This window comes from Bosea sp. AS-1 (assembly GCF_002220095.1).
In the GTDB taxonomy this organism is placed as follows: domain Bacteria; phylum Pseudomonadota; class Alphaproteobacteria; order Rhizobiales; family Beijerinckiaceae; genus Allobosea.
Genome location: NZ_CP022372.1, coordinates 2,831,237 through 2,857,631, shown reverse-complemented (window position 1 = coordinate 2,857,631; position 26,395 = coordinate 2,831,237). Strand labels below are relative to the sequence as shown.

Annotated in this window: 26 protein-coding genes; 14 read left to right on the top strand and 12 right to left on the bottom strand. The window is 66.7% G+C overall.

Annotated features, from left to right (window positions below; translation table 11 throughout):
* The first annotated feature begins 95 nt into the window (after positions 1-95).
* Both glnA and CE453_RS15375 read left to right on the top strand, forming a co-directional pair.
* Entirely contained in the window at positions 96-1,505 is a 1,410-nt protein-coding gene (gene glnA / locus CE453_RS15380; RefSeq protein ID WP_089175389.1) for a type I glutamate--ammonia ligase, read from the top strand.
* 202 nt (positions 1,506-1,707) lie between these two features.
* Complete coding sequence (locus tag CE453_RS15375; RefSeq protein ID WP_089175388.1) at positions 1,708-2,808, top strand: glycosyltransferase family 4 protein; 1,101 nt, start codon at positions 1,708-1,710, stop codon at positions 2,806-2,808.
* A gap of 18 nt (positions 2,809-2,826) precedes the next feature.
* Here the strand turns inward: CE453_RS15375 and CE453_RS15370 are convergent, their stop codons facing one another.
* The 3 genes from CE453_RS15370 to CE453_RS28630 all read right to left on the bottom strand — a co-directional run bounded on the left by CE453_RS15370 (position 2,827) and on the right by CE453_RS28630 (position 5,390).
* The gene (locus CE453_RS15370) at positions 2,827-3,702 is read right to left on the bottom strand and encodes a glycosyltransferase family 2 protein (RefSeq protein WP_089177918.1); all 876 of its coding nucleotides are present in this window, start codon (positions 3,700-3,702) and stop codon (positions 2,827-2,829) included.
* Positions 3,703-3,731: 29 nt separating this feature from the next.
* Positions 3,732-5,114, bottom strand: a complete 1,383-nt coding sequence (locus CE453_RS15365) for a hypothetical protein (RefSeq protein ID WP_089175387.1) — start codon at positions 5,112-5,114, stop codon at positions 3,732-3,734.
* A 135-nt stretch (positions 5,115-5,249) separates the two neighbouring features.
* A complete protein-coding gene (locus CE453_RS28630) occupies positions 5,250-5,390 on the bottom strand; it encodes a hypothetical protein (RefSeq protein WP_157733051.1) in 141 nt (46 codons plus the stop codon).
* A 386-nt stretch (positions 5,391-5,776) separates the two neighbouring features.
* On the opposite strand from CE453_RS28630, the gene parE reads away from it, so the two are divergent.
* The 3 genes from parE to CE453_RS15345 all read left to right on the top strand — a co-directional run bounded on the left by parE (position 5,777) and on the right by CE453_RS15345 (position 9,288).
* Positions 5,777-7,825, top strand: coding sequence for a DNA topoisomerase IV subunit B (gene parE, locus CE453_RS15355; RefSeq protein ID WP_472840999.1), 2,049 nt, complete (start codon positions 5,777-5,779; stop codon positions 7,823-7,825).
* A 162-nt stretch (positions 7,826-7,987) separates the two neighbouring features.
* Complete coding sequence (locus CE453_RS15350; protein WP_089175384.1) at positions 7,988-8,926, top strand: LysR family transcriptional regulator; 939 nt, start codon at positions 7,988-7,990, stop codon at positions 8,924-8,926.
* 101 nt (positions 8,927-9,027) lie between these two features.
* On the top strand, positions 9,028-9,288 hold the full coding sequence (locus CE453_RS15345) for a hypothetical protein (RefSeq protein ID WP_089175383.1): 261 nt from the start codon (positions 9,028-9,030) through the stop codon (positions 9,286-9,288).
* A gap of 2 nt (positions 9,289-9,290) precedes the next feature.
* On the opposite strand, the gene CE453_RS15340 is transcribed toward CE453_RS15345, so the two are convergent.
* Positions 9,291-9,986 carry an alpha/beta fold hydrolase gene (locus tag CE453_RS15340; protein WP_089175382.1) on the bottom strand — a complete coding sequence of 232 codons (696 nt, stop codon included), beginning with the start codon at positions 9,984-9,986 and terminating at the stop codon, positions 9,291-9,293.
* A gap of 162 nt (positions 9,987-10,148) precedes the next feature.
* Here CE453_RS15340 and CE453_RS15335 point away from each other — a divergent pair, with 162 nt between their 5' ends.
* Entirely contained in the window at positions 10,149-11,615 is a 1,467-nt protein-coding gene (locus tag CE453_RS15335) for a DEAD/DEAH box helicase (protein WP_089175381.1), read from the top strand.
* 182 nt (positions 11,616-11,797) lie between these two features.
* Positions 11,798-12,850 carry a GGDEF domain-containing protein gene (locus CE453_RS15330; protein ID WP_089175380.1) on the top strand — a complete coding sequence of 351 codons (1,053 nt, stop codon included), beginning with the start codon at positions 11,798-11,800 and terminating at the stop codon, positions 12,848-12,850.
* Between the two features lie 2 nt (positions 12,851-12,852).
* On the opposite strand, the gene CE453_RS15325 is transcribed toward CE453_RS15330, so the two are convergent.
* Entirely contained in the window at positions 12,853-13,242 is a 390-nt protein-coding gene (locus CE453_RS15325; RefSeq protein ID WP_089175379.1) for a HesB/IscA family protein, read from the bottom strand.
* Positions 13,243-13,446: 204 nt separating this feature from the next.
* Between CE453_RS15325 and CE453_RS15320 the strand changes: the two genes are divergently transcribed.
* Entirely contained in the window at positions 13,447-14,514 is a 1,068-nt protein-coding gene (locus CE453_RS15320; RefSeq protein WP_089175378.1) for a malate/lactate/ureidoglycolate dehydrogenase, read from the top strand.
* A gap of 7 nt (positions 14,515-14,521) precedes the next feature.
* Complete coding sequence (locus tag CE453_RS15315) at positions 14,522-14,881, top strand: MmcQ/YjbR family DNA-binding protein (protein WP_089175377.1); 360 nt, start codon at positions 14,522-14,524, stop codon at positions 14,879-14,881.
* Here the strand turns inward: CE453_RS15315 and CE453_RS15310 are convergent.
* The 7 genes from CE453_RS15310 to napE all read right to left on the bottom strand — a co-directional run bounded on the left by CE453_RS15310 (position 14,878) and on the right by napE (position 20,590).
* Entirely contained in the window at positions 14,878-15,765 is an 888-nt protein-coding gene (locus tag CE453_RS15310) for a PhzF family phenazine biosynthesis protein (protein WP_089175376.1), read from the bottom strand. The two genes, CE453_RS15315 and CE453_RS15310, sit on opposite strands and share 4 nt — an antisense overlap.
* A 138-nt stretch (positions 15,766-15,903) precedes the next feature.
* A complete protein-coding gene (locus tag CE453_RS15305; RefSeq protein WP_089175375.1) occupies positions 15,904-16,617 on the bottom strand; it encodes a cytochrome c3 family protein in 714 nt (237 codons plus the stop codon).
* Positions 16,618-16,629: 12 nt separating this feature from the next.
* The gene (locus tag CE453_RS15300; RefSeq protein WP_089175374.1) at positions 16,630-17,133 is read right to left on the bottom strand and encodes a nitrate reductase cytochrome c-type subunit; all 504 of its coding nucleotides are present in this window, start codon (positions 17,131-17,133) and stop codon (positions 16,630-16,632) included.
* Positions 17,100-19,601, bottom strand: a complete 2,502-nt coding sequence (gene napA / locus CE453_RS15295) for a periplasmic nitrate reductase subunit alpha (RefSeq protein WP_089175373.1) — start codon at positions 19,599-19,601, stop codon at positions 17,100-17,102. The genes CE453_RS15300 and napA overlap by 34 nt, the downstream gene beginning before the upstream one ends.
* Positions 19,598-19,885 carry a chaperone NapD gene (locus tag CE453_RS15290; protein WP_089175372.1) on the bottom strand — a complete coding sequence of 96 codons (288 nt, stop codon included), beginning with the start codon at positions 19,883-19,885 and terminating at the stop codon, positions 19,598-19,600. Before CE453_RS15290 ends, napA begins: the two co-directional genes overlap by 4 nt.
* The gene (gene napF / locus CE453_RS15285; RefSeq protein WP_089175371.1) at positions 19,878-20,387 is read right to left on the bottom strand and encodes a ferredoxin-type protein NapF; all 510 of its coding nucleotides are present in this window, start codon (positions 20,385-20,387) and stop codon (positions 19,878-19,880) included. Before napF ends, CE453_RS15290 begins: the two co-directional genes overlap by 8 nt.
* Positions 20,388-20,395: 8 nt before the next feature.
* Positions 20,396-20,590, bottom strand: a complete 195-nt coding sequence (gene napE / locus CE453_RS15280; protein WP_089175370.1) for a periplasmic nitrate reductase, NapE protein — start codon at positions 20,588-20,590, stop codon at positions 20,396-20,398.
* 197 nt (positions 20,591-20,787) lie between these two features.
* Here napE and CE453_RS15275 point away from each other — a divergent pair, with 197 nt between their 5' ends.
* The 5 genes from CE453_RS15275 (at position 20,788) to CE453_RS15255 (ending at position 26,388) form a co-directional block, all read left to right on the top strand.
* Positions 20,788-21,576, top strand: coding sequence for a Crp/Fnr family transcriptional regulator (locus CE453_RS15275; RefSeq protein WP_198302120.1), 789 nt, complete (start codon positions 20,788-20,790; stop codon positions 21,574-21,576).
* A gap of 181 nt (positions 21,577-21,757) precedes the next feature.
* A complete protein-coding gene (locus CE453_RS15270) occupies positions 21,758-22,210 on the top strand; it encodes a c-type cytochrome (protein ID WP_089175368.1) in 453 nt (150 codons plus the stop codon).
* 22 nt (positions 22,211-22,232) lie between these two features.
* Positions 22,233-23,597, top strand: coding sequence for a cbb3-type cytochrome c oxidase subunit I (locus CE453_RS15265; protein WP_089175367.1), 1,365 nt, complete (start codon positions 22,233-22,235; stop codon positions 23,595-23,597).
* A gap of 72 nt (positions 23,598-23,669) precedes the next feature.
* On the top strand, positions 23,670-24,485 hold the full coding sequence (locus CE453_RS15260) for an AAA family ATPase (protein ID WP_472840998.1): 816 nt from the start codon (positions 23,670-23,672) through the stop codon (positions 24,483-24,485).
* 10 nt (positions 24,486-24,495) lie between these two features.
* Entirely contained in the window at positions 24,496-26,388 is a 1,893-nt protein-coding gene (locus tag CE453_RS15255; RefSeq protein WP_089175365.1) for a nitric oxide reductase activation protein NorD, read from the top strand.
* Positions 26,389-26,395: the final 7 nt, after the last annotated feature.

The window sequence follows — 26,395 nt, the reverse complement described above, 5'->3', positions numbered from 1 at the left end:
GTTTTCCCGCATCATGAGGATCGAGGCCTGCCGGGCGGCCCAAGCCGTCCGCAGCGCGCGAGTTTGAGAAACTACTGGCAAGAGGAATTGCTAAAATGAAGAGCGCCAAGGATGTCCTCAAGGCGATCAAGGAGAACGACGTCAAGTATGTCGACTTCCGCTTTACCGATCCGCGCGGAAAGTGGCAGCACTGGACCTTCGACGTCAGCATCATCGACGAGGACATCTTCGCCGAAGGCACGATGTTCGACGGCTCGTCGATCGCCGGCTGGAAGGCCATCAACGAATCCGACATGCTGCTGATGCCGGACCCGACCACCGCCGTGATGGACCCGTTCTTCTCGGCCGCGACCATGGTCATCAACTGCGACGTGCTCGAGCCCGGCACCGGCGAGCCCTATAGCCGCGATCCGCGTGGCATCGCCAAGAAGGCCGAGGCCTATCTGAAGTCGACCGGTATCGGCGACACCGTCTATGTCGGCCCCGAGGCCGAGTTCTTCATCTTCGACGACGTCAAGATCTCTGCCGAGCCGTACAACACCGGCTTCCAGCTCGACGCCGTCGAGCTGCCGACCAACGGCATGACCGACTACGAGGGCGGCAATTTCGGTCACCGCATCGCGACCAAGGGCGGCTACTTCCCGGTTCCGCCGCAGGATTCGGCGCAGGACATGCGCGGCGAGATGCTGGCGGCCATGGCCTCGATGGGCGTCGCCGTCGAGAAGCACCACCACGAAGTCGCCTCGGCCCAGCATGAGCTCGGCATGAAGTTCGACACGCTGGTGAAGACCGCCGACCAGATGCAGACCTACAAGTACTGCATCCACAACGTCGCCCAGAGCTATGGCAAGACCGCGACCTTCATGCCGAAGCCGGTCTATGGCGACAACGGCTCGGGCATGCACGTCCACCAGTCGATCTGGAAGAACGGCAAGCCGCTCTTCGCCGGCAACAAATACGCCGACCTGTCGCAGGAGTGCCTCTGGTACATCGGCGGCATCATCAAGCATGCCAAGGCGCTGAACGCCTTCACCAACCCCTCGACCAACTCCTACAAGCGCCTCGTCCCGGGCTATGAGGCCCCGGTTCTGCTCGCCTATTCGGCGCGCAACCGCTCGGCCTCCTGCCGTATTCCGTGGACGACCTCGCCCAAGGCCAAGCGCGTCGAGGTCCGCTTCCCCGATCCGATGGCGAACCCCTACCTCGCCTTCTCGGCCATGCTGATGGCCGGCCTCGACGGCATCGTGAACAAGATCGATCCCGGCCCGGCGATGGACAAGGACCTCTACGACCTGCCGCCGCGCGAGCTGAAGAAGATCCCGACCGTCTGCGGCTCGCTGCGCGAGGCGCTGGAGTCGCTCAAGAAGGACAACGCCTTCCTCAAGGTCGGCGGCGTCTTCAGCGACGACTTCCTCGAGAGCTATATCGAGCTCAAGATGCAGGATGTGGCGCGCTTCGAAATGACGCCGCACCCGGTCGAGTTCGCGATGTACTACTCCTACTGAGGGCTCAGCCGGCCCCACGGGCCGGCCAAGACTTCCTCCCGGCTGCGTCTCTGCGCGGCCACCTTTCACCGGGGCGGCGACGCCCCGGTTTTTCTTTGGCTTCGGCCGGAGCCGCGAGCCTGCCGGTGCCCTTCTTCCAGCCTTGTAAACCCGCTCTTCACGTCGCCGCGCCTAGTGTCGCGCGCGACGCGAGGGGGAGCCGTTGGACAGGATTTCGATCAATGGGCGCTTCCTGACGCAGCCGCTCACCGGCGTGCAGCGCTTCGCGCGGGAGCTGACTCACGCCCTCGACCGGAAAATCGGCGCCGGCACCCTCCCGGCATCGTTTCGCGGCACGCAGTGGCGGATCCTCGTTCCCGAAGGGGCCGAGGTCGACATCAATCTCACCCATATCAAGCTCGAACGGCGCGGTCGCGGGGCCGGCCATCTCTGGGAGCAGACGACGCTTGCCCGCGCGACGCGCGGCGACATCCTGGTCGGCTTCGGCGGCAGCGGGCCCCTGCTCCATCCGCGCCAGCTCGTGGTGATCCACGACGTCACGATCTTCCGTCATCCGGAAGCCTTTGGCCGCGGCTACAGAGCCCTGCACAAACTGCTCGGATTCGTACTGACGCGCCGCGCACAGGTCGCCACCGTCTCGCAGTTCTCGCGGCGGGAACTGGGCGCGGTCTTCGGCGTGCCTTCCGAGGGCATAGCGGTCATCTACAATGCCCCCGACCATTTCGCCGCGACGGTGCCGGACCCTACCATTATGGCGAGGCTCGGCCTCGCCGAGCGCGGCTTCTTCGTCCTCGTCGGCACGCTGAAGCCCAACAAGAATGTCGACTTCGCCGTCCGCGCCTTCCGGGAAAGCGCCTTGCCGGGCCAGAAGCTCGTCATCGTCGGCGGCATTCACGGTCATGTCTTCAAGGGCGGCGGCATCGCCGAGGCGGACGACCTGATCTTCGCCGGACGGCTGTCCGATGCCGAGGTCGCCGGCCTCGAGCGGCACGCGACCGCCTTCGTCTTTCCGAGTCTCTACGAAGGCTTCGGCATTCCCCCGCTGGAGGCGATGACGCAGGATTGCCCGGTGCTGGCAGCCGATATCCCGGCCGTGCGCGAGGCCTGCGGCGAGGCGACCCTCTATTTCGACCCACGCAGCGGCGAAAGCCTGAAAGGGGCGATGCGCGCCATCCTGGCCGAACCCGGGCAGCGCGAGGCGCTCGTGACGGCCGGCCATGCCAATCTGGCGCGCTTCTCCTGGGAGAAAAGCGCGGAATCCCTCCTCTCAATCCTGGCCGGGATGCGCTCGAAGGAAGCGTAAAATGCCTGAGCAGCCAACCTACAGCGACAGGATGCGCTGGGGTGCGAGCCTCCCGCGCAGCAGATCCCAGAAGGCCAGCCAGTTGCCTTTCAGCCGCCCGCGCCGGTCGACCGGATTGTTCGGCTTCAGGCTGCCGCCGAGATTGGCCGCGATGTTGCCGGCGGCGAGGCGTAGCGCGCGGCGCGGCCTGAGCGTGCCCTTGCGCACCAGATAGACGGGATTGGCGATCTGCGAATAGCCGAAGCGAAGGCCGGAGGTCCGGCCGCGCTTGCTGCCGCGATGCACGCCCCGCAGCGCCGTGGCGTGCACGATCCGGCCCTGGCCTGCGAGCTGCTGGCAGAAGTCGGTGTCCTCCTGCCAGCCATAGAGCGGCAGGTTCTCGTCGAAGCGTGCTCCGGCCGCCCGGACTGCCGCCATCCGAAACACCATGTTGCAGCCATAGGCATTCTCGACCGGCGTGAGATGCGCCACCGCCGGCGCGACGTCGCGCGCCAGGATCGCCCGGGCCTCCTCGGCACCGAGCCCCGGTCCATGGATGCCGTCAGCCAGGACCTGACCCGTCGCCACGGCGATATCGCGCTGCGCACCGAACAGCGTCTCAGCCTCCGCGATGAAGCTGGGTGCAGGCAGGAAATCGTCGTCGAAGAACAACAGCAGATCGGCATCGACGATCGCGTCGAGAATGGCGTTGCGTTGCAGGCAAAGGCCTTGTCGCGGCGCAACCCGCCTGACCGGCACGGCGAGCGTCGCGGCAAAGGACCAGTCGACATCCTCCTCCTGCGCCGGGCAGACCAGGATCTCGGATGGCAGGCGCTGCTGCCCGGCGATCTCGGCGAGCGTATCGCAGAGAACCTCGCGACGCCCTGCGGTCGCGATCCCGACGACGATCTTCATGGCTCGATTCCCGTCCTGCATGACGTCTCTCAATGCGCCAGCCAGCGCAGCATCCGCGGCAAGGCGGGCAGGCTGATGAGCAGCGTCGCGGCAAGCCCCGCCACGGCGGCCATCACGGCGTTTCCGCCGAGCCAGATCGAAACCACCCAGGCCGCTACCAGCGCCAGCAGCGCCGAGACGAGCGGCAGGCGCGGCAGTTCGAAGGGCAAGAGGCGCAGCAGCACCAAGCCGCCCGCAAGCGCGATCAGCGCCCCCACCGTCGCCCCGGCCGAGATCGCGACGTCGGACGCGCCGAGGAGGCCCGTGGCAACGAGCGCGCCGAGGCACATCAGGGCGGAGTCGAACACCGCCAGCAAGGCGATGGCAGCGAGACGGCGCTGGAGATGGGCCGCGGTGGGCAGCAATGTCTGGACGAGCGCCCGAGCGAGCGCCGTCAGCGTGATCAACGGCGCGATGCGCAGGAAGGAAGCGCGCAGGTCGGGCGCAATCAGCAGCGCCGTCGCGAATGCGAGCAGGCTGAGCACCGCCGCCGCCCCCATCATAGAAAAGCCGGCCAGCAGCACGTAGTAGCGGCCGAGCTCGCGCCGGAATGCACCGCTGCCGCTGTCGCGATCGAAAAGCTGCACCAGCGTCGGGTACCGAATCGCATAGATCGCCGAGACGATCAGGACGAAGGGTCGTTGCAACAGGTCGAGCGCCAGCAAGGGAGCTGCCGCGCCCTGCCCGCCCAGGACCGCGGTGAAGATCGCCTTGAGGCCGAGCGGCGCCAGCATCGCGGCGACGGAAGCACCGGCAGAAATCCCGCCATAGGCTAGATGCTTGCGCATGGCCTCGCGGCTCCTGCGCATCGGCGCACCGAAGCCTCCGCGCGAGACCAGCACAGCGACGAACACATAGGCGAGATAGCCTGCGATCATGCCGGCGAGGACATGGGCGAAATCCGGCCCAGCCCAGGCGCCGGCGAGCGTACCCGCCGCCATCAGAGAGGCCCGCAGCGCCTGCATCCAGGAGAACAGCCGGAAGGCGTGGCGGAAGCGCAGCATGGTGAGATGGATCTCGCTGCCGCCCTGCACGACCGCGGCGACAGCGCCGAGCCCTGCGACCGGCGCCGGCACGCCGCAAAGCCAGGCGATCAGGGCGCCGAGGCCGCAGAAGCCACAGCAGGCAAGGAATTCATAGGCGATGGTGCCCCGCTCGCTCGCTTCGCTCTGCGCATCGGGACCGGGATAGAAGCGGCTGCAGGCGAAGCGGATCCACTCGAAACAGGCGATCGCCGTGAACTGGACGATCGAGACGAACAGCGAATAGGCCGTGAATTCTGCCGAAGGCAGCCGGTTGGAGACGACGAGCAGCAGTCCCAGCGCCAGGACGGCTTGATAGACATAGGCTCCGAGCGCAGCGATCTTCGCCATCGCTCAGCCGATGACGAGCGTGGCGATCAGGCTCGCCCGGGCGGTATTGCCGATGATGACGCCGTTCACGCTACAAGACCCTCCGCCGGCAGGCGTAGGGTCAAAAGGTTGATATTTCGCGCCGGCTGTAACGGCTCAGGAGAAATGCAGGAAGACGAAGCCCGCTCCAGCGGCGACGGCCGCAAGCCACCAGAGGCCGCGCGAGGACAACCAGTCCGCTCGCGGCGTCTCCGCCGCCATGCGCGCATCCTCGTAACCGAAGGACTCTCCGGCCATGCGCGCGGCTCGCTGAAGCCCGGCCATTCTCGTGACAGGAACCGACTGACGCGACACCACGCTGACCTCCCCCTTAGGCTGATCGTAGCACTTTGCGAATCGCCGCACAGACCCGATCACATGCATCATCCTCGACCTCTGCGCTTAACGCAGCCTGAACGGCACCGGTTCCGCGCCCCGATGTCGGAGCCGTCGATGACCGGCTGGTGACAATAGGTCGGGCGTTGTTCCTGACAGATGTGGAAGACGAGGTTTTTATAGCGGCCGGTGCGGTCTATAAGCGGCCGCGAAAGCGCAGGACACGGCGGAATGCGCTAAAGTTTCACGTTGCGAATCAGGAAGCATTGGGCGCGATGGCAGAGAACGGCGATCTTTTCGGTGGCGAGATGGAGCGGCCGGCGGCTGCCAGCCCGGGACCGGAAGCGCGGACTCCCACCGAGACGTCGAAGCCCGCCCGCGGCGCTCCGGCCTCGGCGCGCAACGGCACCTTGTCCGAAACCGGCTACGACGCCTCCGCGATCGAGGTGCTGGAGGGGCTCGAGCCCGTTCGCCGCCGCCCCGGCATGTATATCGGCGGCACCGACGAGCGCGCGCTGCACCATCTCTTCGCCGAGGTCATCGACAACGCGATGGACGAAGCAGTGGCCGGCCACGCCACCTTCATCGATGTCGAGCTGCTCGAGGATGGATCGGTCGCGGTGACGGATAACGGCCGCGGCATCCCGATCGATCCGCATCCGAAATTCCCCGGCAAATCGGCGCTCGAAGTCATCATGACGATCCTGCATGCCGGCGGCAAATTCGACTCCAAGGCCTACGAGACCTCGGGCGGCCTGCACGGCGTCGGCGTCTCGGTGGTCAATGCCCTCTCCGACCGGCTCGAGGTCGAGGTCGCGCGCGGCAAGACGCTCTACCGCCAGATCTTCTCGCGCGGCCTGCCCCAGGGGCCGATCGAAACCGTCGGCGCCGTCGCAAACCGGCGCGGCACCAGGGTCCGCTTTCACCCGGACCCGCAGATCTTCGGCGAGGGCGCACATTTCTCCCCGGCGCGGCTCTTCCGGATGTCGCGTGCCAAGGCCTATCTCTTCGGCGGCGTCGAGATCCGCTGGAGCTGCGCGCCCGCGCTGCTGAAGCCCGAGGGCGACGTCGCGGCCGAGGCCGTCTTCCGCTTCCCAGGCGGTCTGCGCGACTATCTCGCGCAGGAAATCGAGGGCAAGGACCTCGTCGCCGAGCCGATCTTCTCCGGCAAGATCACCAGGGAAGGCAGCCACGGCTCGCTGGAATGGGCGGTGGCCTGGCTCGCCACCGGCGAGGACGGCTTCTCCTCTTCCTACTGCAACACGATTCCGACCCCCGAGGGCGGCACGCATGAGCAGGGCCTGCGCATCGCCCTGCTCCGGGGCCTGCGTGACCATGCTGAGCGCATCGGCCAGTCGAAGCGCATGGCGCAGGTCACCTCCGACGACGTGATGGCGACCTGCGCGGCGATGCTCTCGGTCTTCATCCGCGAGCCGGAATTTCAGGGCCAGACCAAGGACAAGCTCGCCACGCTCGAAGCCTCGCGCATCGTCGAGGGCGCGGTGCGCGACGCTTTCGACCATTGGCTCGCCGCCGCGCCGCAGCAGGCGTTGAGGCTGCTCGAATGGGCAGTCGACCGGGCCGAGGAGCGGCAGCGCCGGCGCCTCGAAAAGGAGGTTTCGCGCAAGACCGCGACACGCAAGCTGCGCCTGCCCGGCAAGCTCGCTGACTGCTCCAATGCGGGCGCGGCCGGCTCCGAGCTCTTCATCGTCGAGGGCGACTCGGCCGGCGGCTCGGCCAAGCAGGCGCGCAACCGGGCCAACCAGGCGATCCTGCCGCTGCGCGGCAAGATCCTCAACGTCGCCAACGCGACGCGTGAGAAGCTGAACCAGAACCAGCAGCTTGCCGACCTGATCCTGGCGCTCGGCTGCGGCATCGGCACGCAGTTCCGCGAGGACGATCTGCGCTACGACAAGATCATCGTGATGACGGACGCCGATGTCGACGGCGCCCATATCGCCTCGCTGCTCGTCACCTTCTTCTGGCGCCAGATGCCCCGGCTGATCGAAAAGGGGCATCTCTATCTCGCCGTGCCGCCGCTCTACCGCCTCCAGCAGGGTGGAAAGAGCATCTATGCTCGCGACGACGCCCATAAGGACGAGTTGCTGGATACGGTGTTCAAGGGCAAGAAGCCCGAGATCTCGCGCTTCAAGGGCCTGGGCGAGATGATGCCGCAGCAGCTCAAGGAAACCACCATGGACCCGAGCAAGCGCATCCTGCTCAAGGTCATGGTCGACCACGAGAACAAGGAGGAAACCTCCGACACGGTCGAGCGGTTGATGGGCAACAAGCCCGAGGCACGCTTCACCTTCATCCAGGAACGCGCAGCCTTCGCCGGCGAGCTGATCGACCTGTGACCGACGGCGAGCCCGGCATTTCTGCGGGGCTGGAGCTCAATGCCGCCGGGCTGCCGGGGCGCCGCCGGACTGGCAGGGTTCGCACATGTCGAACCCTTTCCGCCTCCCGGACCAGCATGACCGCAGACCCCGTGCCCCGCTTGGCGACTGGCCGCTGACCTCATGGCTGGGCCTGCTTCACCTGCCTCTCGACCCGATGGCGTCCCGGCGGCGGCCGGGAAAGCCTCCTGGGACGATATCCGGATCTTCAACGCCATCGCCGTCGGCGGGTCGATGGCCATGGCGGCGGCGCAGCTGGGCTTAAGCGAAGCCACCGTCACGCGCCGGCTCAAGGCGCTGGAGAAGGATCTTGGCCTCCAGCTTTTCATCCGCGAGGCCAATCGGCTCGTTCCGACGGCGATCGGCCGCGAGCTCGCGATCGAAGCCGGCGAGGTCGAGGCGGCAGCCCGGCGCTTCACGCTGCGCGCCGAGGCCGCCCGGCCATCCGCCAATGCGCCGGTACGTGTCACCGCGACGACCTCGATCAGCCTGTTTCTGACGATGCATGCCACCACTGTTTCGAGGGACGCCGGCGGCATCGAGATCGTCATCATCAGCACGCGCGACCGGCTGAATCTTGCCCGCGGCGAGGCCGATATCGCACTGAGGATGAGCAAGCCGCCTGAGGAGCCCGGCTACTACGCCCAGAAGATCGGTCGGCTGATGCAGGCGCTGTATTGCCGCCGCGACGTCGACCCCGCTACGGCTCCGATCATCTCGGTCAACCGCGAAACCTCTTCCCGCATCGACGACCACATCCTGCGTTACGCCGCCGGGCGCCCGATCGCGGCCCGCGTCGGCGATTCCGCGGCGCGCTACGAGAGCATCCGTTCTGCCGGCGCCTTGTCGATGGCGCCCTGCTTCATGGCCGATGCCGATCCCGCACTGCTGCGTCTCGCTCCGCCGCCCGAGGTAACGGGTGACGACATCTTCCTGCTCTCGCACGACGTCTCGCGGCAACGTCCCGGCGTCGGTGCGGTTTTGGCAGCGCTGCGCAGGCTCTTTCGCGCGCATCGCGCAAGACTGGAAGGCACGCTGCCGCAGGCCGATCCGTCATCATGACAATTGCAGCTATTCTCGAAAGCTCCGGCTAACCAAGCCTTTACCGCTGATGGCGCATGCTGGTTCCAATACCCGTGCAGACACGGGTTCTGGAGAGCGCGATGCGCCTGATCGAAACCTTCTGGAAGAATAACCGTGGCACCATGGCGACGGACATCGCCAAGGCCGCTGCCGCCATCGCCTTCCTATCGGTCATCGCCGCCAATTTCGTTTCGAGCCAGACTGCCGGCCTCGACAGGGGCAGGCTTGCCCAGGCAAGCCTCGCTGCCTCGAAGCGTCAGCCGGTCGATCCGATGGTCACCGGCTCGATCGGCCATGTGGCCAACGAGACCAAGCTCGACCCCTGCGCCCTGCCCCGCTGATCTCAGGCCAGCCAGCGCGCCAGTTCCGCCGTCACCCGCTCCGGGTCCTCGAGCGTCGAAAGATGGCCGCAACCCGGCAGGACCGCGAGCCGGGCCTTCGGCCCGACGAGCCCCGCCATCTCCCGCGCTTCGTCGATCGGCGTGATCACATCCTCCTCGCCGACGAGGACGAGCGTCGACAGTGATAGCCCGGCCAGCGAGGGCCGCGAATCCGGCCGCTTCATGATGGCCTTCTGCTGACGCACGAAGCCCTCTGCACCGACATCGTCGGCCATCCGCCGCACCAGCAATCGCAGCGGCTCGTCCGTCAGCCGGGCCGGCGCCACCAGCCGCTGCCAGAGCAGCGTGGTGACGTTGTCATAGGCGCCCTTCTCGGCGAGATCGATCATCTGGGCGCGCGGCTCGTTGCTTTCCGGCGTCGCCGGCTTGGCGCTGGTGTCGAGCAATGCGAGTCGCGTCACGCGCTCCGGCGCCTGGCGCAGAACCTCGAAGGCAACATACCCTCCCATCGACAGGCCGCAGAGCGCAAAACGCGGCGGCGCGGCAGCCAGAAGCCGCCCGACGATGGCGCCAAGACTATCGTCGCGGCTGTGTTCGGCGACGAGGATGAGGCGGCCATCGGCAAGCGCAGACCATTGCGGAGCATAGAGCGCGGCATTGCAACTGAGGCCGGGAACGAGAACGAGCGGGTCCTTCATCAGGCAAAAAGCGTCCTTTTCTGGCTACGTGATTGACTTTGCCGCATTTTCTTTGCATTCCACAGCGGTCCGCAGGCGCGCAGGTCCAGTTGTCGCGCCAGCGCGGTGGTTGATGAGCCCATCCCACCGCGTATCACCGACTCTGAAGAAGCGCGAAACGCGATGTCATTTGCCGAACTCGGCCTGAGTGAAAAGGTTCTGACGGCTGTCACGGCCGCCGGCTATAGCACGCCGACTCCGATTCAGGCTCAGGCCATTCCACATGTGCTGGCCCGCAAGGACGTTCTGGGCATCGCCCAGACCGGCACGGGCAAGACGGCGGCCTTCACGCTGCCGATGCTGACGATCCTGGAAAACGGCCGTGCCCGCGCCCGGATGCCGCGCACGCTGATCCTGGAACCGACCCGCGAACTCGCCGCCCAGGTCGAGGAGAACTTCACCCGCTACGGCGTCAACCAGAAGCTCTCGGTCGCCCTGCTGATCGGCGGCGTTTCCTTCGGCGACCAGGACGCCAAGATCACCCGCGGGGTCGACGTGCTGATCGCCACGCCCGGCCGCCTGCTGGATCATGTCGAGCGCGGCAAACTGCTGCTGACCGGTGTCGAGCTCCTCGTCATCGACGAGGCCGACCGCATGCTCGACATGGGCTTCATTCCGGACATCGAGCGGATCTGCAAGCTTGTCCCCTTCACGCGGCAGACCCTGTTCTTCACCGCGACGATGCCGCCGGAGATCACCCGGGTCTCCGAGCAGTTCCTGCACAACCCGGTCCGCGTCGAGGTCTCGCGCCCGGCGACGGCGGCGACGACGATCACCCAGCGGCTGATCGCCTCGAATCCGCAGGATTTCGAGAAGCGCGAGACGCTGCGCAAACTGATCAAGGGCGCCACCGACCTGCAGAACGCCATCGTCTTCTGCAACCGCAAGCGCGATGTCGCGACGCTGCACAAGTCGCTGCAGCGGCACGGCTTCCCGGCCGTCGCCCTGCATGGCGACATGGACCAGTACGCCCGCATGGCGGCGCTCGATTCCTTCCGTTCCGGCGAGAATCCGATCCTGGTGGCGTCCGACGTCGCTGCGCGCGGCCTCGACATCCCGGCAGTCAGCCATGTCTTCAACTTCGACGTGCCGACCCACGCCGAGGACTATGTCCACCGCATTGGTCGTACTGGCCGCGCCGGGCGCCTCGGCACCGCCTTCACCATCGTCACCCGCCATGACGACAAGCTCGTCGCCGCCGTCGAGAAGTTGACCGGCCAGACGATCGCCTTCGAAGGCCCGGGCCTTGATGCCCTGCCGCCAGGCGAAGCGCGCGAGGAGCGCCGCGGCAAGCGCGACGACAAGCGCTCGTCTTCGCGCGGTCGCGGCCGTGACGAACGCGGCGGACGCCGCCGCGACAACAGCGAAGCGGAAGCCGCCCCTGCCGTCGAGGCCGTTGAGGAGCGCCGCGAGGCGCGTCGCCAGCGCTCGCGGGACGACGCCGAGGCGGTCCGGGCCGAATCGCAGGAGCGTGGCGAGCGTGACAATCGCCGCCGCGGTCGCAATCGCGACGAGGATGACGGGCCTCAGGTCAAGGGTCTCGGCGACCATGTGCCGGCCTTTCTGCTGCGTCCGGTCCGCATCGGTTGACGCTACGGCATAAACCCGATTTTAACGGCTTTTACTTGATATCTGCGTTGCTGCGGCGCGATGGTGCTGTGGTGGACGGGCGCATGCCGCCGTAGATACGGACAGGATGTCCCGCTTCGATTGAATGATCGAAGCTGACGTGGCCGAAAGCCGCGACCCGCTTCGCACGGGAATGGCGTGACATGGACGAGGCCCCGGTTTCTGCTCATCACGATCTGGCCGAGCGCGTCGTTGCCGCCATGCGGCAGCACGGTTCGCCGGGTTACCCGCGCGCCTTCGAGGTCTGGTACGCCCATCTGAGCGGCGAGATGCCGGCGGTGAGCATGGCGCTGAATGCCATCCTCGCCGGCAATGATGGCCGAGTCACCGACGCCGATATCGACAGTCTCTACGAGCGCTTCATCAACACCGAGCGCTTCTCGCGCCAAGCCGAGCGCACCAGCTTGCAGGTCTTGGGCGAGATCGACGCCATGATGGCGCTGGTCGACAAGGCGCTCGGCTCCAGCGAGCTCTATCATGGCCGGCTGACGGCGATGTCGGAAGACGTACCGCCGATGGCCGACCGGCAGAAGCTGCGCGAATGGGTCGAGGCGCTGGTGATGTCGACCCGCGAAGAGGTGACGCGCAAGGCGCAGCTCGAGGCGGAGCTGCGCAACAGCTCCAACGAGATCCGCAACCTGCGCGAAGCCCTGGAATCGACCCGTGCGGAGGCACTGACCGATCCGCTGACCGGCCTCGCCAACCGCCGCCATTTCGAGGAGATGCTGCAGAAATCGATCGATCAGGCGACGCTGCGGCGCGAGCCCTTCGCGCTGGTGATGGCCGATATCGACTTCTTCAAGCGCTTCAACGACGCCCACGGCCATCTGACCGGCGATCAGGTTTTGCGCCTCGTCGCGCGGACGATGAAGGACAAGTTCAAGGACAAGGCGATCATCAGCCGCTTTGGCGGCGAGGAGTTCGCGATCATCCTGCCGGAGGCCGACGTGATCGCCGGCAAGTTCGGCGCCGAGACCGTGCGCCAGGCCCTGCTCACGCGCGAGTTGGTCAAGCGCTCGACCAACGAGAATCTCGGCCGCATCACGATCTCGCTCGGCGTCGCCATGTATCGGCGCGGCGATACGGCCGGATCCCTCGTCGACCGGGCCGATCAGGCGATGATGCGGGCCAAGCGCGACGGCCGCAACCGCACCGTCACCGAGGAAGCTGTGGAAGTGGCGAGCCGCGTCGCCTGAGCTCAGGAGGTCGCCAGCGCGCTTTCGCTGCGCGGCTTGATCTCGACGGATTCGCCGCAGCCGCAGGCCGAGACCTGGTTCGGGTTGTTGAAGACGAAGGTCGAGGAGAAGCGGTCGGTCTTGAAATCGAGTTCGGTGCCGAGCAGGAACAGCACCGCCTTGGCATCGACGATCACCGTCGCATCCTTCTCAGTAACCACCTCGTCGCCCTTGTTGACCTCGCGGGCGACCTCGAAGGTGTACTCCATCCCGGCACAGCCGCCCTTCTTGACGCCGACCCTGAGGCCGAGCGCCGGTGCCGCATCCCCTGTGGTCTGCGCCATGATCTCGCGGATTCGCGTGGCGGCGGCATCGGTCAGCGAGATGACCTTGAGGCCGGGAATCGAAAACATCGTCGGTTCTCCTCGACCGGGTTCAAGGCCCGGTGAAGCAGGATTGCTCCCGTAAGATAGGGATTGCGGGGGCTTCCGTCGAGATGTCGCGCGCGGTCGGGCCACGCCATGCGTTCATGAGCCGGCATTGTCCCGCCTCGCGCATTGCGGATCGCCCGCCATCATGCACTCTGGTGCGCCCTCGATCCCAGCCCCAGCGAAGCCATGCCCCACCGCCTGCACCGCCCGGAAGCCCTCCGCTCCCTCGTCCGCGACATGGTCATCCGAGCCGGCTGGAGCGAGCCGGAAGCGCAGGAGACCGCCGAACATCTCGTCCTCGCCAACCTGAGCGGCCACGACAGCCACGGCGTCGGGATGATTCCGCTGTATTTCCAGTCGCTTGCAGATGGAAACCTCAAGCCCGAATCGAAGGGAACCACCCGTGTCGATGCGGCACCTTTCCTGATCGTCGACGGCAATGTGGGGCTCGGTCAGCCAAATGCGCGCAATGCGGTCGACCGCGCAGTGGCCATGGCGAACCAGGGCGGCGTCGCGATCGTGAACCTACTCGATTCGCACCATATCGGCCGCATCGGCCACTATGCCGAGGTGGCCGCCGCAGCCGGGCTGATCTCGTTCTTCTGGGTCAATGTCGCCGGCCGCCCGCCGATCGTCGCACCCTTTGCGGCCAAGGAAGCGCGCTTCGGCACGAACCCGCATGCGATCGGCGTGCCTGTTCCCGGTGGCGAGCCGCTGATCCTCGATTTCGCGACGAGCCGCATGGCGCATGGCAAGGCGCGCGTCGCGCTGAACAAGGGCGAACAGGTGCCGCCCGGCTACATCATCGACGGCGAGGGTCGACCGACGACCGACCCGGCCCATGTCTTCGCCAGCCCCGACCACCCGCTCGGCTCGCTGCTGCCTTTCGGCGACCACAAGGGCGCAGGGCTCTCGCTGATTGCCGAACTGCTCTCCGCCGGGCTGATGGGCGCGGCTCGCATCGACCAGAAGCCGCAGAAGAGCTGGATCATCAACTCGCTCTTCGGCGTGCTGATCGATCCGGCCCGGCTGGAACCCGATGCCGAGCTTCGCAAGAGCCGTATCGAGAGCTACCTCGCCTTCGTGCGCGCCGCCAAGCCGCAGGATCCTGCCAGCCCCGTGCTGGCGCCGGGCGACAAGGAGCGCAAGGTCAGGATCGAGCGCGCCGCCGCCGGCATCCCGCTCGACGACGAGACCTGGTCGCAGATCAAGGCCGCGGCGGCGCGCCACGGCATCGACGCCGAGAGCTATTGAAGCCACCATGTCGCCCGCCGCCTACAACGCCTTCTGCGCCACATTGCCGGCCACGAGCCATGTCGTGCAGTGGGGCGGTGCCGATGTCTGGAAGGTCGGCGGGAAGGTGTTCGCCATCGCGCATGCCCAGGCGAATGGCGAAATGGCGGTGAGCTTCAAATGCTCGCCGATGGCCTATGACATCCTGAGCGAACAGCCCGGCCTCCGGCCCGCGCCCTACCTCGCCTCGCGCGGCATGAAATGGATTCAGTGGCTGACGCCCGAGAGCATGCCGGACGACGCCTTGCAGGACTATCTGCGCGAGAGCCACCGCCTCGTCGCCGCAGGGCTGACGAAGCGGGTGCGGGCCGAACTCGGGCTCGGCTAGAGGTCCACTTCGCCGCGGAACATCGGCGCGCAGGCGCCGCCGACGCGCGAGCGGTAGCCGTCCGAAGCTCGGCGCGATGAAACGTTCAACAGGCTCGGCCGACCCATCTCGACGCCTTGCGTGATCGTATAGGCCGCCGCCTCTCCACCATCGAGCGAGAGCAGCAGGGCGCCGAGCGTGGCGCTGGCGCTGCCAGTGGCGGGATCTTCCCAGGTGCCGGCCAGCGGCGCGAACATCCGTGCCCGGATCCGGCTGCCGTCGCGCGCATAGAGGAAGAGCGAGAGCCGGCCTTGCAGCTCGGGATTCTGGCCTTCCAGCCTGCGGAAGGCAGCAAGGTCCGGCGCCGCGCGGCCAAGCGCTTCCGGAGCGACCTGGGTCAGCACGAACTTGACGCCGAGCGAGGCCTGGACCGGTTTGTGCGGGGCCGTGAGAACATCACCGGCCGCGAGCCCGGCACAGGCTGCGATGCTGTCCGCCGGCAGTTCGAGCCCCAGGGACAGCGCCTGTGGCGCGGCGATGACGGCACCGGTGACGGCTCCCGTTCCGTTGCGCTCGACGGCGATCTCGACCAGCCCGGCCATCTGCTCGAAGCGCAGCACGCCGTTGCGGTCGCGACCATGCCGCGCCAGCACGCAGGCCGTGCCGACATTGGGGTGGCCGGCGAAAGGCATCTCCGCCGTGCGATGGAAGATGCGGACGCGCGCGTCGTTAGCCGGATCGTCCGGCGGCAGGACGAAGGTCGTCTCGCTGTAGTTCATCTCCGCCGCAAGCGCCTGCATCTGCGCGTCGGTCAGGCCTTGCGCGGCGGTGAAGACGGCGAGCGGATTGCCGCCGAAGGGCTTGTCGGTGAAGACATCGACGGTCTCGTAGGGAAAGCTGGGCATGGCGGCTCCACAGGCTCAAGGCGCGCCTATTCCTGCCAGCGAAGCGTCTTCAGCACCAATGAAGCGATGAGATAGATCTCATCACAGCAGCTATAGGCTCTCCCTCGCAGGCGGCCGGCCTACGGCAGCAACCAAAATTCAGCGCGGCTCGATCTCCGCCAGATAGGTGCGGATCGCATGCTCCGGTCCATGCCAGGAGGCGCTGCCCTTGCCCTGGAGCTCGGGAGCGTCCTTCCAGCCAGGCTCGATGCCGGTCATGTCCGGCAGCAGATGAGCGATCCCCTTGTGGCAGTCGATGCAGGTCTTCTCACCCGTGGTCAGGAAGCGCCCGTGGATCTCGGCGGCGCGGCGCGTCTGCTTGGTGAAATCCATTGCCACCGAGGAGTGGCAGTTGCGGCATTCCAGCGAGTCGTTCGCCTTCAGCCGGGACCATTCGTGCTTGGCAAGCTCCAGCCGGTGGTTGAGGAATTTCTCGCGCGTCGAGATCGTGCCGAAGATCTTGCCCCAAACCTCCTTCGAAGCCTGCATCTTGCGGGCGATCTTGTCCGTCCAGTTATGCGGAACGTGGCAGTCCGGGCAGGTCGCCCGCACGCCCGAACGGTTGGAGAAATGCACGGTCGACTGCAGCTCCTGATAGACGTTGTCGCGCATCTCGTGACAGGAGGTGCAGAACTTCTCGGTATTGGTGATTTCCAGCGCCGTGTTGAAGCCGCCCCAGAAAATCACGCCGCCGACGAAGCCGCCGAGCGTCAGCACGCCGAGCGGCAGATAGGCGCTCGGCCGGCTGATGATGCGCCAGAAGCGCACCACGATGTCCCAGCACCACAGGATGAAGGATTTGAGCCTGGCCATGATGCGCGCGCCTCAGGGCTTCCGGCCGATGTCTTTGGCATCCTGGAACCGGTTCGGAACCAAGGGTGCGACATCGGTCTGCTGGACGTGGCAGGCCGTGCAGAAATAGCGCCGCGGCGTCACGTCCGAGAGCACTTGCCCGTCGCGGTCCTGGAAATGGGTGACGCTGATCATCGGCGCGCCCGAACCTTCCGTGAACTCGCGCTTGTGGCAGTCCATGCAGCGATTGGTGTTGAGGGTGAGTTGGTAGCCGTCGATCGCATGCGGGATCACCGGCGGCTGCTCCGGATAGTTGCGCATCCGCCGGACATCGTCGACGACCGGCCGGCCGAGCGCCGGCACGCGTTCGAGCGCCATCGGGTCGGCCGTGCCGGTGAGCCGCGGCACGATCTTGATCGGGCCGCCCTCCTGCGAGACGGCGGCGCCGAAGGCGAGGACGAGGCCGGCCGCCAGGGCCGCCCCGAGCAAGGTCCGCGAGCGCATCAGCCCGAGACCGGAACGATCTTGACCGCGCATTTCTTGAAATCCGTCTGCTTGGAGATGGGATCGGTGGCGTCGAGCGTCGTCTTGTTGATGAGCTGGCTGGCGTCGAACCAGGGCACGAAGACCACGCCGGGGGGCATGCGGTTGCGCCCGCGCGTCTCGACGCGGGTTCGCATCTCCCCGCGTCGCGAGATCACCGTAATCTCCGCGCCCTGATTGAGTCCGCGCTTGCGGGCGTCTTCCGGGTGCATAAAGCAGCGTGCACCGGGGAACGCCTTGTAGAGCTCCGGCACGCGCATCGTCATCGAACCGGAATGCCAATGCTCCAGCACGCGGCCGGTGACCAGCCAGAGATCGTATTCGTTGTCGGGAGACTCCGCCGGCGGCTCGTAGGGCACCGCGATGATGCGGGCCTTGCCGTCCTTGTTGCCGTAGAAATCGACGCCCTTGCCGGGCTTCACATAGGGGTCGAGCCCTTCGCGATAGCGCCAGAGCGTCTCCTTGCCATCGACGACCGGCCAGCGCAGGCCGCGGACCTCGTGATAGAGATCATAGGGCCCGAGATCATGGCCATGGCCGCGACCGAACGTGGCATATTCCTCGAACAGGCCCTTATGGACGTAGAAGCCGAAATCCTTGGATTCCTGGTTCTCGTATTCGGGATTGGTCTCCGATAGCGCGAACTTGTCGACATTGCCGTTACGGTAGAGCACATCGAACAGCGTCTTGCCCTTGTAGTTCGGGTTGGCGTCGAGGATCTCCGCCGGCCAGACCTCGTCCGTGGTGAAGCGCTTCGAGAACTCCATGAGCTGCCAGAGGTCGGAGCGCGCCTGGCCTGGCGCGTTGACGAGCTGGTGCCAGACATGGGTGCGCCGCTCGGCATTGCCGTAGGCACCCTCCTTCTCGACCCACATCGCGGCGGGCAAGATCAGGTCGGCGGCCATCGCTGTCACCGTCGGATAGGCATCGGAGACGACGATGAAATTGTCCGGGTTGCGATAGCCCGGATAGGCCTCGTTGCTGCTGTTCGGCGAGGCCTGCAGGTTGTTGTTGACCTGGATCCAGTAGAAATTGAGCTTGCCGTCCTTGAGCATCCGGTCCTGCTCGACGGCGTGATAGCCAGGCTTCTCCGGGATGACGCCCTCCGGAATGCGCCAGATCTCCTCGGCATGCTTGCGGTGCTCGGGATTGGTCACCGTCATGTCGGCCGGCAGGCGATGGGCGAAGGTGCCGACCTCGCGCGCGGTGCCGCAGGCCGAGGGCTGGCCGGTGAGCGAGAACGGGCTGTTGCCCGGCTCGGAAATCTTCCCCGTCAGCAGGTGCAGGTTGTAGACGAGCTGGTTCGCCCAGACGCCGCGCACATGCTGGTTGAAGCCCATCGTCCAGAACGAGACGACCTTGCGCTTGGGGTCGGCATAGAGCTCGGCGAGCTGCTGCAGGAAGCCGGGCTCGACGCCGGTCAGCGCCGAGACCTTCTCCAGCGTGTAGTCCTTGACGAAGGCGGCATAGGCCTCGAAGTCGATCGGCGTGGTCGCTGCGGGATCGGCCGCCTTCTTCGCCTTGACCTCACGCGGATCGTCCGGCCGCAGGCCGTAGCCGATCTCGGTCGCGCCCTTCACGAAGGTCGTGTGCTTGCCGACGAAGTCCTTGTTCACCCGCCCGGTCGTGATGATGTGGTTGGCGATGTAGTTCAGGATCGCGAGGTCCGTGCCCGGCTTGAACACGATCGGGATGTCGGCGAGGTCGGAGCTGCGGTGGGTATAGGTCGAGAGCACCGCGACCTTCACATGCGGCTGGCCGAGCCGGCGATCCGTCACCCGCGTCCACAGGATCGGATGCATCTCCGCCATGTTCGAGCCCCAGAGCACGAAGGCATCGGCATGCTCGAAATCATCGTAGCAGCCCATCGGCTCGTCCATGCCGAAGGTCCGCATGAAGGCGTAGGCCGCCGAGGCCATGCAGTGGCGGGCGTTGGGATCGAGATTGTTGGAGCGGAATCCCGCCCGCATCAGCTTGGTCGCGGCATAGCCCTCGAAGATCGTCCACTGGCCCGAGCCGAACATGCCGAGCGCGGTCGGCCCCTTGGCCTTCAGCGTCGCCTTGGCCTTGGCGGCCATGGTGTCGAAGGCTTCCTCCCAGGAGACCGGGGTGAACTCGCCGTCCTTCGCGTAGATGCCGTTCTTCTTGCGCAGCAGCGGCTGGGTCAGCCGGTCGTTGCCATACATGATCTTGGAGAGGAAATAGCCCTTGATGCAGTTGAGGCCGCGATTGACGTCGGCCTTCATGTCGCCATGGGTGGCGATGACGCGCCCTTCCTTGACGCCGACCATGACGCCGCAGCCGGTGCCGCAGAAGCGGCACGGTGCCTTCGACCATTTGATCTGCAAGGTATCGACGCCACCGGTCACCGGTTGCGCTCCAGCCGGCACGCTCATATTGGCGGCGAGCGCGGCGACGCCGGCCGCCTGCGCCTTCAGCATCTCGCGACGAGACAGGGTCATGGGGTCACTCCGGGGTCGTCGAGGGTTTCGAGGTCTTCGATCTGCTCGAACACCATGTTGGCCGAGAGCACGCCGTCGATCAGGCTGATGGCGGCCAGCCGGTCGCCGATCACGCCCGTACTGGAACCCTCCAGCACGATCACGATCTTGCCGTTCTCGACGCGATGGATCTCGGTCTCGGGAAGCTCTGCGATACGGGCGAGCACGGCCTCGACCTTGGCCGGCAGGGCCGAGACGACGGCGCTCGAAATATGATGGAAGCGCGGACCGGATCGCTCAGACATGGGCGGCCTCCAGCGGACGACCACTCACCGAGATCGCTTGCGCCGGGCAGGCAGTGATGCAGGCGCCGCAACCGCTGCAGCGATCGGTCGCGATCTCCGGCAGCGCCGGACCGCCCAGCCGCGGGCGAAAGCGGATCGCACTTTCCGGACAGGCATCACCACAGCTCTGGCAGACGATGCCCCTCGTGGCGAAACAATCTGCGCCGATGGCTGCGACATGCGGGAAACCAGCGATGGAACGGTCAAAGACCGGCTCGGAGCAAGCGTCCGCGCAGGCTCCGCAGAACGTGCATTCCCCTGCGTTGAAAGTCAGGGCAGGCCGACCATCGGCATCGAGCGCGATGATGTTTTGCGGGCAAGCCGGCACGCAGGCGCCGCAGCCCGTGCAAGCGGCTGCGACAGATGCGGCGCGCGACCATGGCGGGCGGATTGCCTCGGGGCGGGCAAGACGGCGGCCAATCAGAAAGCCACGGCGACCGAGATCGATACCATCCTGTTTCATGGCCGGCCTCAATGCGGCGGGCCGGGCGGGCCAAGGACGAGCTGGAACATCCAGACCAGGAAGCCGTAGCCCCCGACGACGCCGACGGCGACCACGGGCCAGATCAGAACCGCCAGCGTCAGGAACGCCACGGTCTCGGCGCGTCTCGTCGGCTTCTCGACGGCAGCCTCCGGGCCGCCGGTCTTCGCGGTCTCGGTCGTCATCTCTCGTCCTTTCAGGCAGCGGGCGTTCATGCAGCGCGCCGGGGCCAGATTTGAGATCGACGAAGGAGAATATGCGCTTGAGCGGGCTTGTCCATGTTGCTGCGAAGAAGACAACGCCCTTTCGTCGCCGTCTTTGACATAACGCAAACGCGACCGGCCGAATGCCGCCTATTTCAGCGCCGTGGCGTCGTTCTTGCTTGGCGAGAGCGCGCCTGTTCCCAGCGCGTGCGGCGCCTCCGACCCCGGAATGGCGCGAAGGCACGCCGATCCAGGCGGCGATGAGCATCGACCCCGACCTTCTGCGCGGCCAACCTGTCTTCGCGGCCTTGTCCGTCGGCGAACGCCGCGCACTCGCGGCTGCGGCCTCTCTCTGGTCGCGGCCGGCCCACGAACCCGTCTTTGCGCAAGGCGAGCCGGCAAACGACCTCCTCCTCGTCCTGTCGGGACGAATCAAGCTGACGCAGCGCGGCTGGTCTCGCGTGCCCGTCATTCTCCGCATCGCCCATCCCGGTGAGTTCCTCGACCTCGGGCGCTGCCTGCGCCCGGGCCGCCACCAGGCCAGCGCGACCGCGTTGTGCGGCGTCACGCTCGCCGCCTGGCCCATGCAGGACTGGCGCGGCCTCATTCGAGAGATGCCGGCGATAATGGCCGGCCTGGCCCAGCTTCTCGAACAGGAGCTGAGCGACACTCAGGGCCGCCTCGTCGAGATCGCCTCGCTCGATGTGCCACGACGCATCGCCCACGCCGTCCTGCGGCTCATCGATCAGGCAGGGCGGGAGGAGCCGGCTGGAACCCGCATCGATTTCCCGCTCTCGCGACAGGATCTCGCCGCACTGACCGGAACGACCCTGCACAATGTCTCGCGCATCCTGACCGGCTGGGAGCGGCGCGGCGTCCTCGCCGGCGGCCGGCGCACGCTGCTGGTGCGCGACATCCCCGCCTTGATGGATCTGGCGACCGCGATGGAAGCCGGTAACGGCGCCTGAAGCCGCGTTGCGGAAGCCGAATGAGGGCACCGCGACCCCGCATCGCCACTGTTTGCCCAAACGCAAAGAAGCCCGCGGGGCGCCTCGCTATCACCGGCTCGCCCCTGCCCTCGGCATGCGGGCTTTCACGCGCCGGCCTCGCCGGCATTCCCGCAAGCCCTCGCAACGGAAGGGTGAACGCATGGCCGAACGTCTGACAAAGGCGGGAGCCCGCAATGTCTTCTACGGCGGATCGATCTTCTTCTTCGCCATCTTCGTCGGGCTCACCGCCCACAGCCACTGGTTCATGCGGACGAAGTCCACCGACGAGACGACGCTGACGCCGGCCGTCGCCCGCGGCAAGCACGTCTGGGAGCGCAACTCCTGCATCAACTGCCACACGCTGCTCGGCGAGGGCGCCTATTTCGCCCCCGAGCTCGGCAATGTCTGGAAGCGCTATGGCGGCGACAAGGACCCGGCCGGCGCCCGCGAGAGCCTGAAGGCCTGGATGGCCGCCCAGCCGAGCGGGATCGAAGGCCGGCGCCAGATGCCGCAATTCAACCTGACCGAGCAGGAACTCAACGATCTCGCCGATTTCCTCGAATGGACGAGCCGGATCAAGACCCAGAACTGGCCACCCAACGATGCCGGCTGAGACGTCGCGACAGGAGAGAGCCATGCCAGGCTACAACACGACGAGATACAAGACCCAGAACGTCGCGATGCTCTATTTCTACGGCGCGCTCGCGCTGTTCGTCGCGCAAGTCACCTTCGGGCTGGTCGCCGGGCTGATCTATGTGCTGCCCAACACGCTGTCGGTCGCCCTGCCCTTCAACATCGTGCGGATGATCCACACCAACGCCCTGGTGGTGTGGCTGCTGCTCGGCTTCATGGGCTCGACCTATTATCTGTTGCCGGAGGAGGCACAGACCGAGCTTTACAGCCCCAGGCTGGCGGTGGCGCAGTTCTGGATCTTCTTCATCGCCGCTGGCGTCACCGTCGTCGGCTATCTCTTCCATATCCATGAGGGGCGCGAATTCCTCGAGCAGCCCTTCGCGATCAAGGTCGGCATCGTCGTGGTGGTGCTGATGTTCCTGTTCAACATCACCATGACCTCGCTGAAGGGCCGCAAGACCACGGTCACCAACATCCTGCTCTTCGGCCTCTGGGGCCTGGCGATCTTCTTCCTCTTCGCCTTCTACAACCCGGCCAACCTGGCGCTCGACAAGATGTACTGGTGGTACGTCATCCATCTCTGGGTGGAAGGCGTCTGGGAGTTGATCATGGCCTCCGTGCTGGCCTTCCTGATGATCAAGCTCAACGGCGTCGACCGCGAGGTCGTCGAGAAGTGGCTCTACGTCATCGTCGGGCTGGCCCTGTTCTCCGGCATCCTCGGCACCGGCCACCACTATTACTGGATCGGCGCGCCCGGATACTGGCAGTGGATCGGCTCGCTGTTCTCGACGCTGGAGGTCGCGCCCTTCTTCACCATGGTGATCTTCACCTTCCAGATGACCTGGAAGGCCGGACGCAATCACCCCAACAAGGCCGCCCTGCTCTGGTCGCTCGGCTGCTCGGTGATGGCCTTCTTCGGGGCCGGTGTCTGGGGCTTCCTGCACACGCTCTCCTCGGTGAACTACTACACCCACGGCACGCAGCTCACCGCCGCCCACGGCCACCTCGCCTTCTTCGGCGCCTATGTGATGCTGAACCTCGCCGTGATGGCCTATGCCATCCCCGAGCTGAAGGGTCGCGCGCCCTACAACCAGTGGCTCTCGATCGCGAGCTTCTGGCTGATGGTGACGGCGATGTCGGTGATGACCTTCGCGCTGACCTTCGCCGGCGTGGTCCAGGCCCACCTCCAGCGCGTGCTCGGCCAGAGCTTCATGGACGTGCAGGACCAGATCGCCCTGTTCTACTGGATCCGGCTCGGCTCCGGCGTGGTGGTGGTGATCTCGGCGCTGATGTTCGTCTGGGCCGTGCTGGTGCCTAGCCGCGAGCGCAGCGCGGAGCCTCGAGCCCTCGCCCAGCCAGCGGAATGACACCAACGCCCGCCGGTCATCGGGCCGGCGGGCCGCCGCCCTCCTGATTGCATTGGATGCCCCGCGATGAACATGATCCCGCGCCCGCCGATCCCGGCCTCGACCGACACCATCGACATCCCCGCCTATACGGCCTCCGGCAACGAGCACTTCCTGTTCGAGAAGGCTTGGGAACGGCGTCTCCCGCTGCTGCTGAAGGGGCCGACCGGCTCGGGCAAGACCCGCTTCGTCGCCCATATGGCCGCCAGGCTCGGATTGCCGCTGTTCACGGTAGCCTGCCATGACGACCTTTCCGCCGCCGATCTCACCGGCCGCCACCTGCTCAAGGGCGGCGAGACCGTCTGGGTCGACGGGCCTCTGACGCGCGCCGTGCGCGAGGGCGGGCTGTGTTACCTCGACGAGATCGTCGAGGCCCGCAAGGACGTGGCGGTGGTGCTGCACCCCCTCACCGACGACCGGCGCATCCTGCCGCTGGAGCGCACCGGCGAACTGCTCACCGCCCCCGCCTCCTTCATGATCGCGGTCTCCTATAATCCCGGCTACCAGAATCTGCTGAAGAACCTGAAGCCCTCGACCCGCCAGCGCTTCGTCTCGATCAGCTTCGACTTTCTGCCGCGCGAGCAGGAGATCGCCGTCGTCGCGCAGGAAAGCGGTCTCGACGAGGGCGCGGTCGCGCCGCTGGTCGATCTCGCTCGCCGCCTGCGCACGCTGAAGGGGCAGGATATCGAAGAAGGCGTCTCGACCCGCCTCATCGTCTACGCCGCGAGCCTGATCGCCGCCGGCCTGTCCCGGCAGGAAGCCGTGATGGCCGCGATCATCGAGCCTTTGACCGACGAGCCGGAGATCCGCGCCGGGTTGGTCGAGGTCGCTCGCGCGGTGCTCGCCTAGGAGACCCAGGATGCTGGACTTCCTCGAGCTGGAAGAGACGGTCGGACGCTTCTGGCATCGGCTGGTTGGCGACACTGCGAGCCTGCCGCATCATCCGCAGGCGGCGGTGACGCTGGCGAGCATGGCACCGACTCTCGCCGTCTGCTTCCGCGGCTTCGGCGGCGAGCCCGGCGTCAGGATCGTCCCGGCCCGCGAGCGCGCCGCCGGCCACCGACTCAATTTTCGACAGCGCATCGGGCTCGGCGAGGAACGGCAGGCGCAGGCCTTGCGCACGCCGGACAGCCTGCAACTGCCGGCCGAGATCGCGATCTTCCCGGAAGCTGGGCTGAATCGCGACCTTTACATCTGGCTCGCAGCCTGCATGGCCACGATGCCGCCCTGGCCGATCAGCGAAGCCGATCCGCTGCAGCGCGACCTCGCCCGGATCGCCATCGCGCAGCATCTGGTCACCACGGTGCTCGATGCCTTTCCCGGCCTCGGCCCCGTCTACCGTCGGCTCGCCGAGTCCCTGCTCGCCAGCCGTCGTCGCGAGGGGCTGCCCGATACCGAGGCCAAGGTCGAAGCCCTGATCCGCGCGCGGCTGGATGGCGGGGCGGCCGATATTGCCGTCGAAAGCTGGCCGGCCAAGGCGCCGGCCGGCTATCTGCCGGCGCTCGGCGTCCCGCTCTGGCCTCTGGCCAGCGCCGCCGCCCCCGCCCGAACGCGTCGTCGCGACGAGGACCAGCCGCCACCGACCTCCGCCAAGGCCGAAGAGCAGATGAAGGCCTATGCCGCCAGCCGCGATGAGACGGCGGAAGAATGGCGCGAGCGCAGCCCCTTCATTCTCAACCGCTTCGAGAAGATCCTGGCGATGTCGGAGATGGTCGCGGTCGACCGCCCCTCCGACGACAGCGAGGAGCATGATCCCGAGGCCGCCGACGAGCTCGACGACATGGTGCTGAGCGAGCGCAAGGGTCGCCCGGCCTCGCGCTTCCGCTTCGATCTCGACCTGCCGCCGGAAGCGATGGACGAGACCGCGCTCGCCGGCGCGCTGACCTATCCGGAATGGGATTTCCGCAGCGCCTGCTACCGCGACGACCATTGCCGGGTGCTCGCCGCCATGGCTCAGCGGGAGCTGGTGCCCCCGGCGCAGGACGCTGCAACGCGCGCGCTGGTGCGCCAGGTCCGCCGCCAGTTCGAAGCCCTGCGTCCCTTGCGCGAGCCGCAGCGTGGCCAGATCGACGGCCCCGATCTCGATCTCGACGCGGTGGTCCGTCGCCAGGCCGACCTTGCAGCCGGCGGTTCGGGTAGTGACCGCATCCATCTGGCGAGCCGGCCGCAGGCGCATGACCTCGCCGTGACCACGTTGATGGATGTCTCGCTCTCGACCGATTCCTGGTTCGACGATCTGCGCGTGCTCGATGTCGAGAAGCAGGCGCTCACCGTCTTCGCCCATGGGCTCGCCGCCTGCGGCGACCGCCACGAGATCCTGACCTTCACGTCGCGGCGGCGCGACTGGGTGCGGATCGAGACGGTGAAGCGCTTCGACGAGGCAATGGGGCCGGCGGTCGAAGCGCGCATCGCGGCGCTCAAGCCCGGTTACTACACCCGCATCGGCACCGCGATCCGCCATGCTGCGGCCGGACTGAAGGCGCGGCCCGACCGGCGCAAGCTGCTGCTCGTCCTCACCGATGGCAAGCCCAACGACATCGACCACTACGAAGGCCGCTTCGCCATGGAGGATACTCGCATGGCGGTGATCGAGGCGCGCCGCGCCGGCATCTGCGTCTTCGCCGTCACTGTCGATCGCGAGTCCCGCGCCTATGTCCCGCATCTCTTCGGCCGCAACGGCCATGCCGTGGTCTCCCGGCTCGATCGGCTGCCGGCGGCCCTCCCGGCGATCTACCGCGCATTGGCCGCTTGAGGAGAAC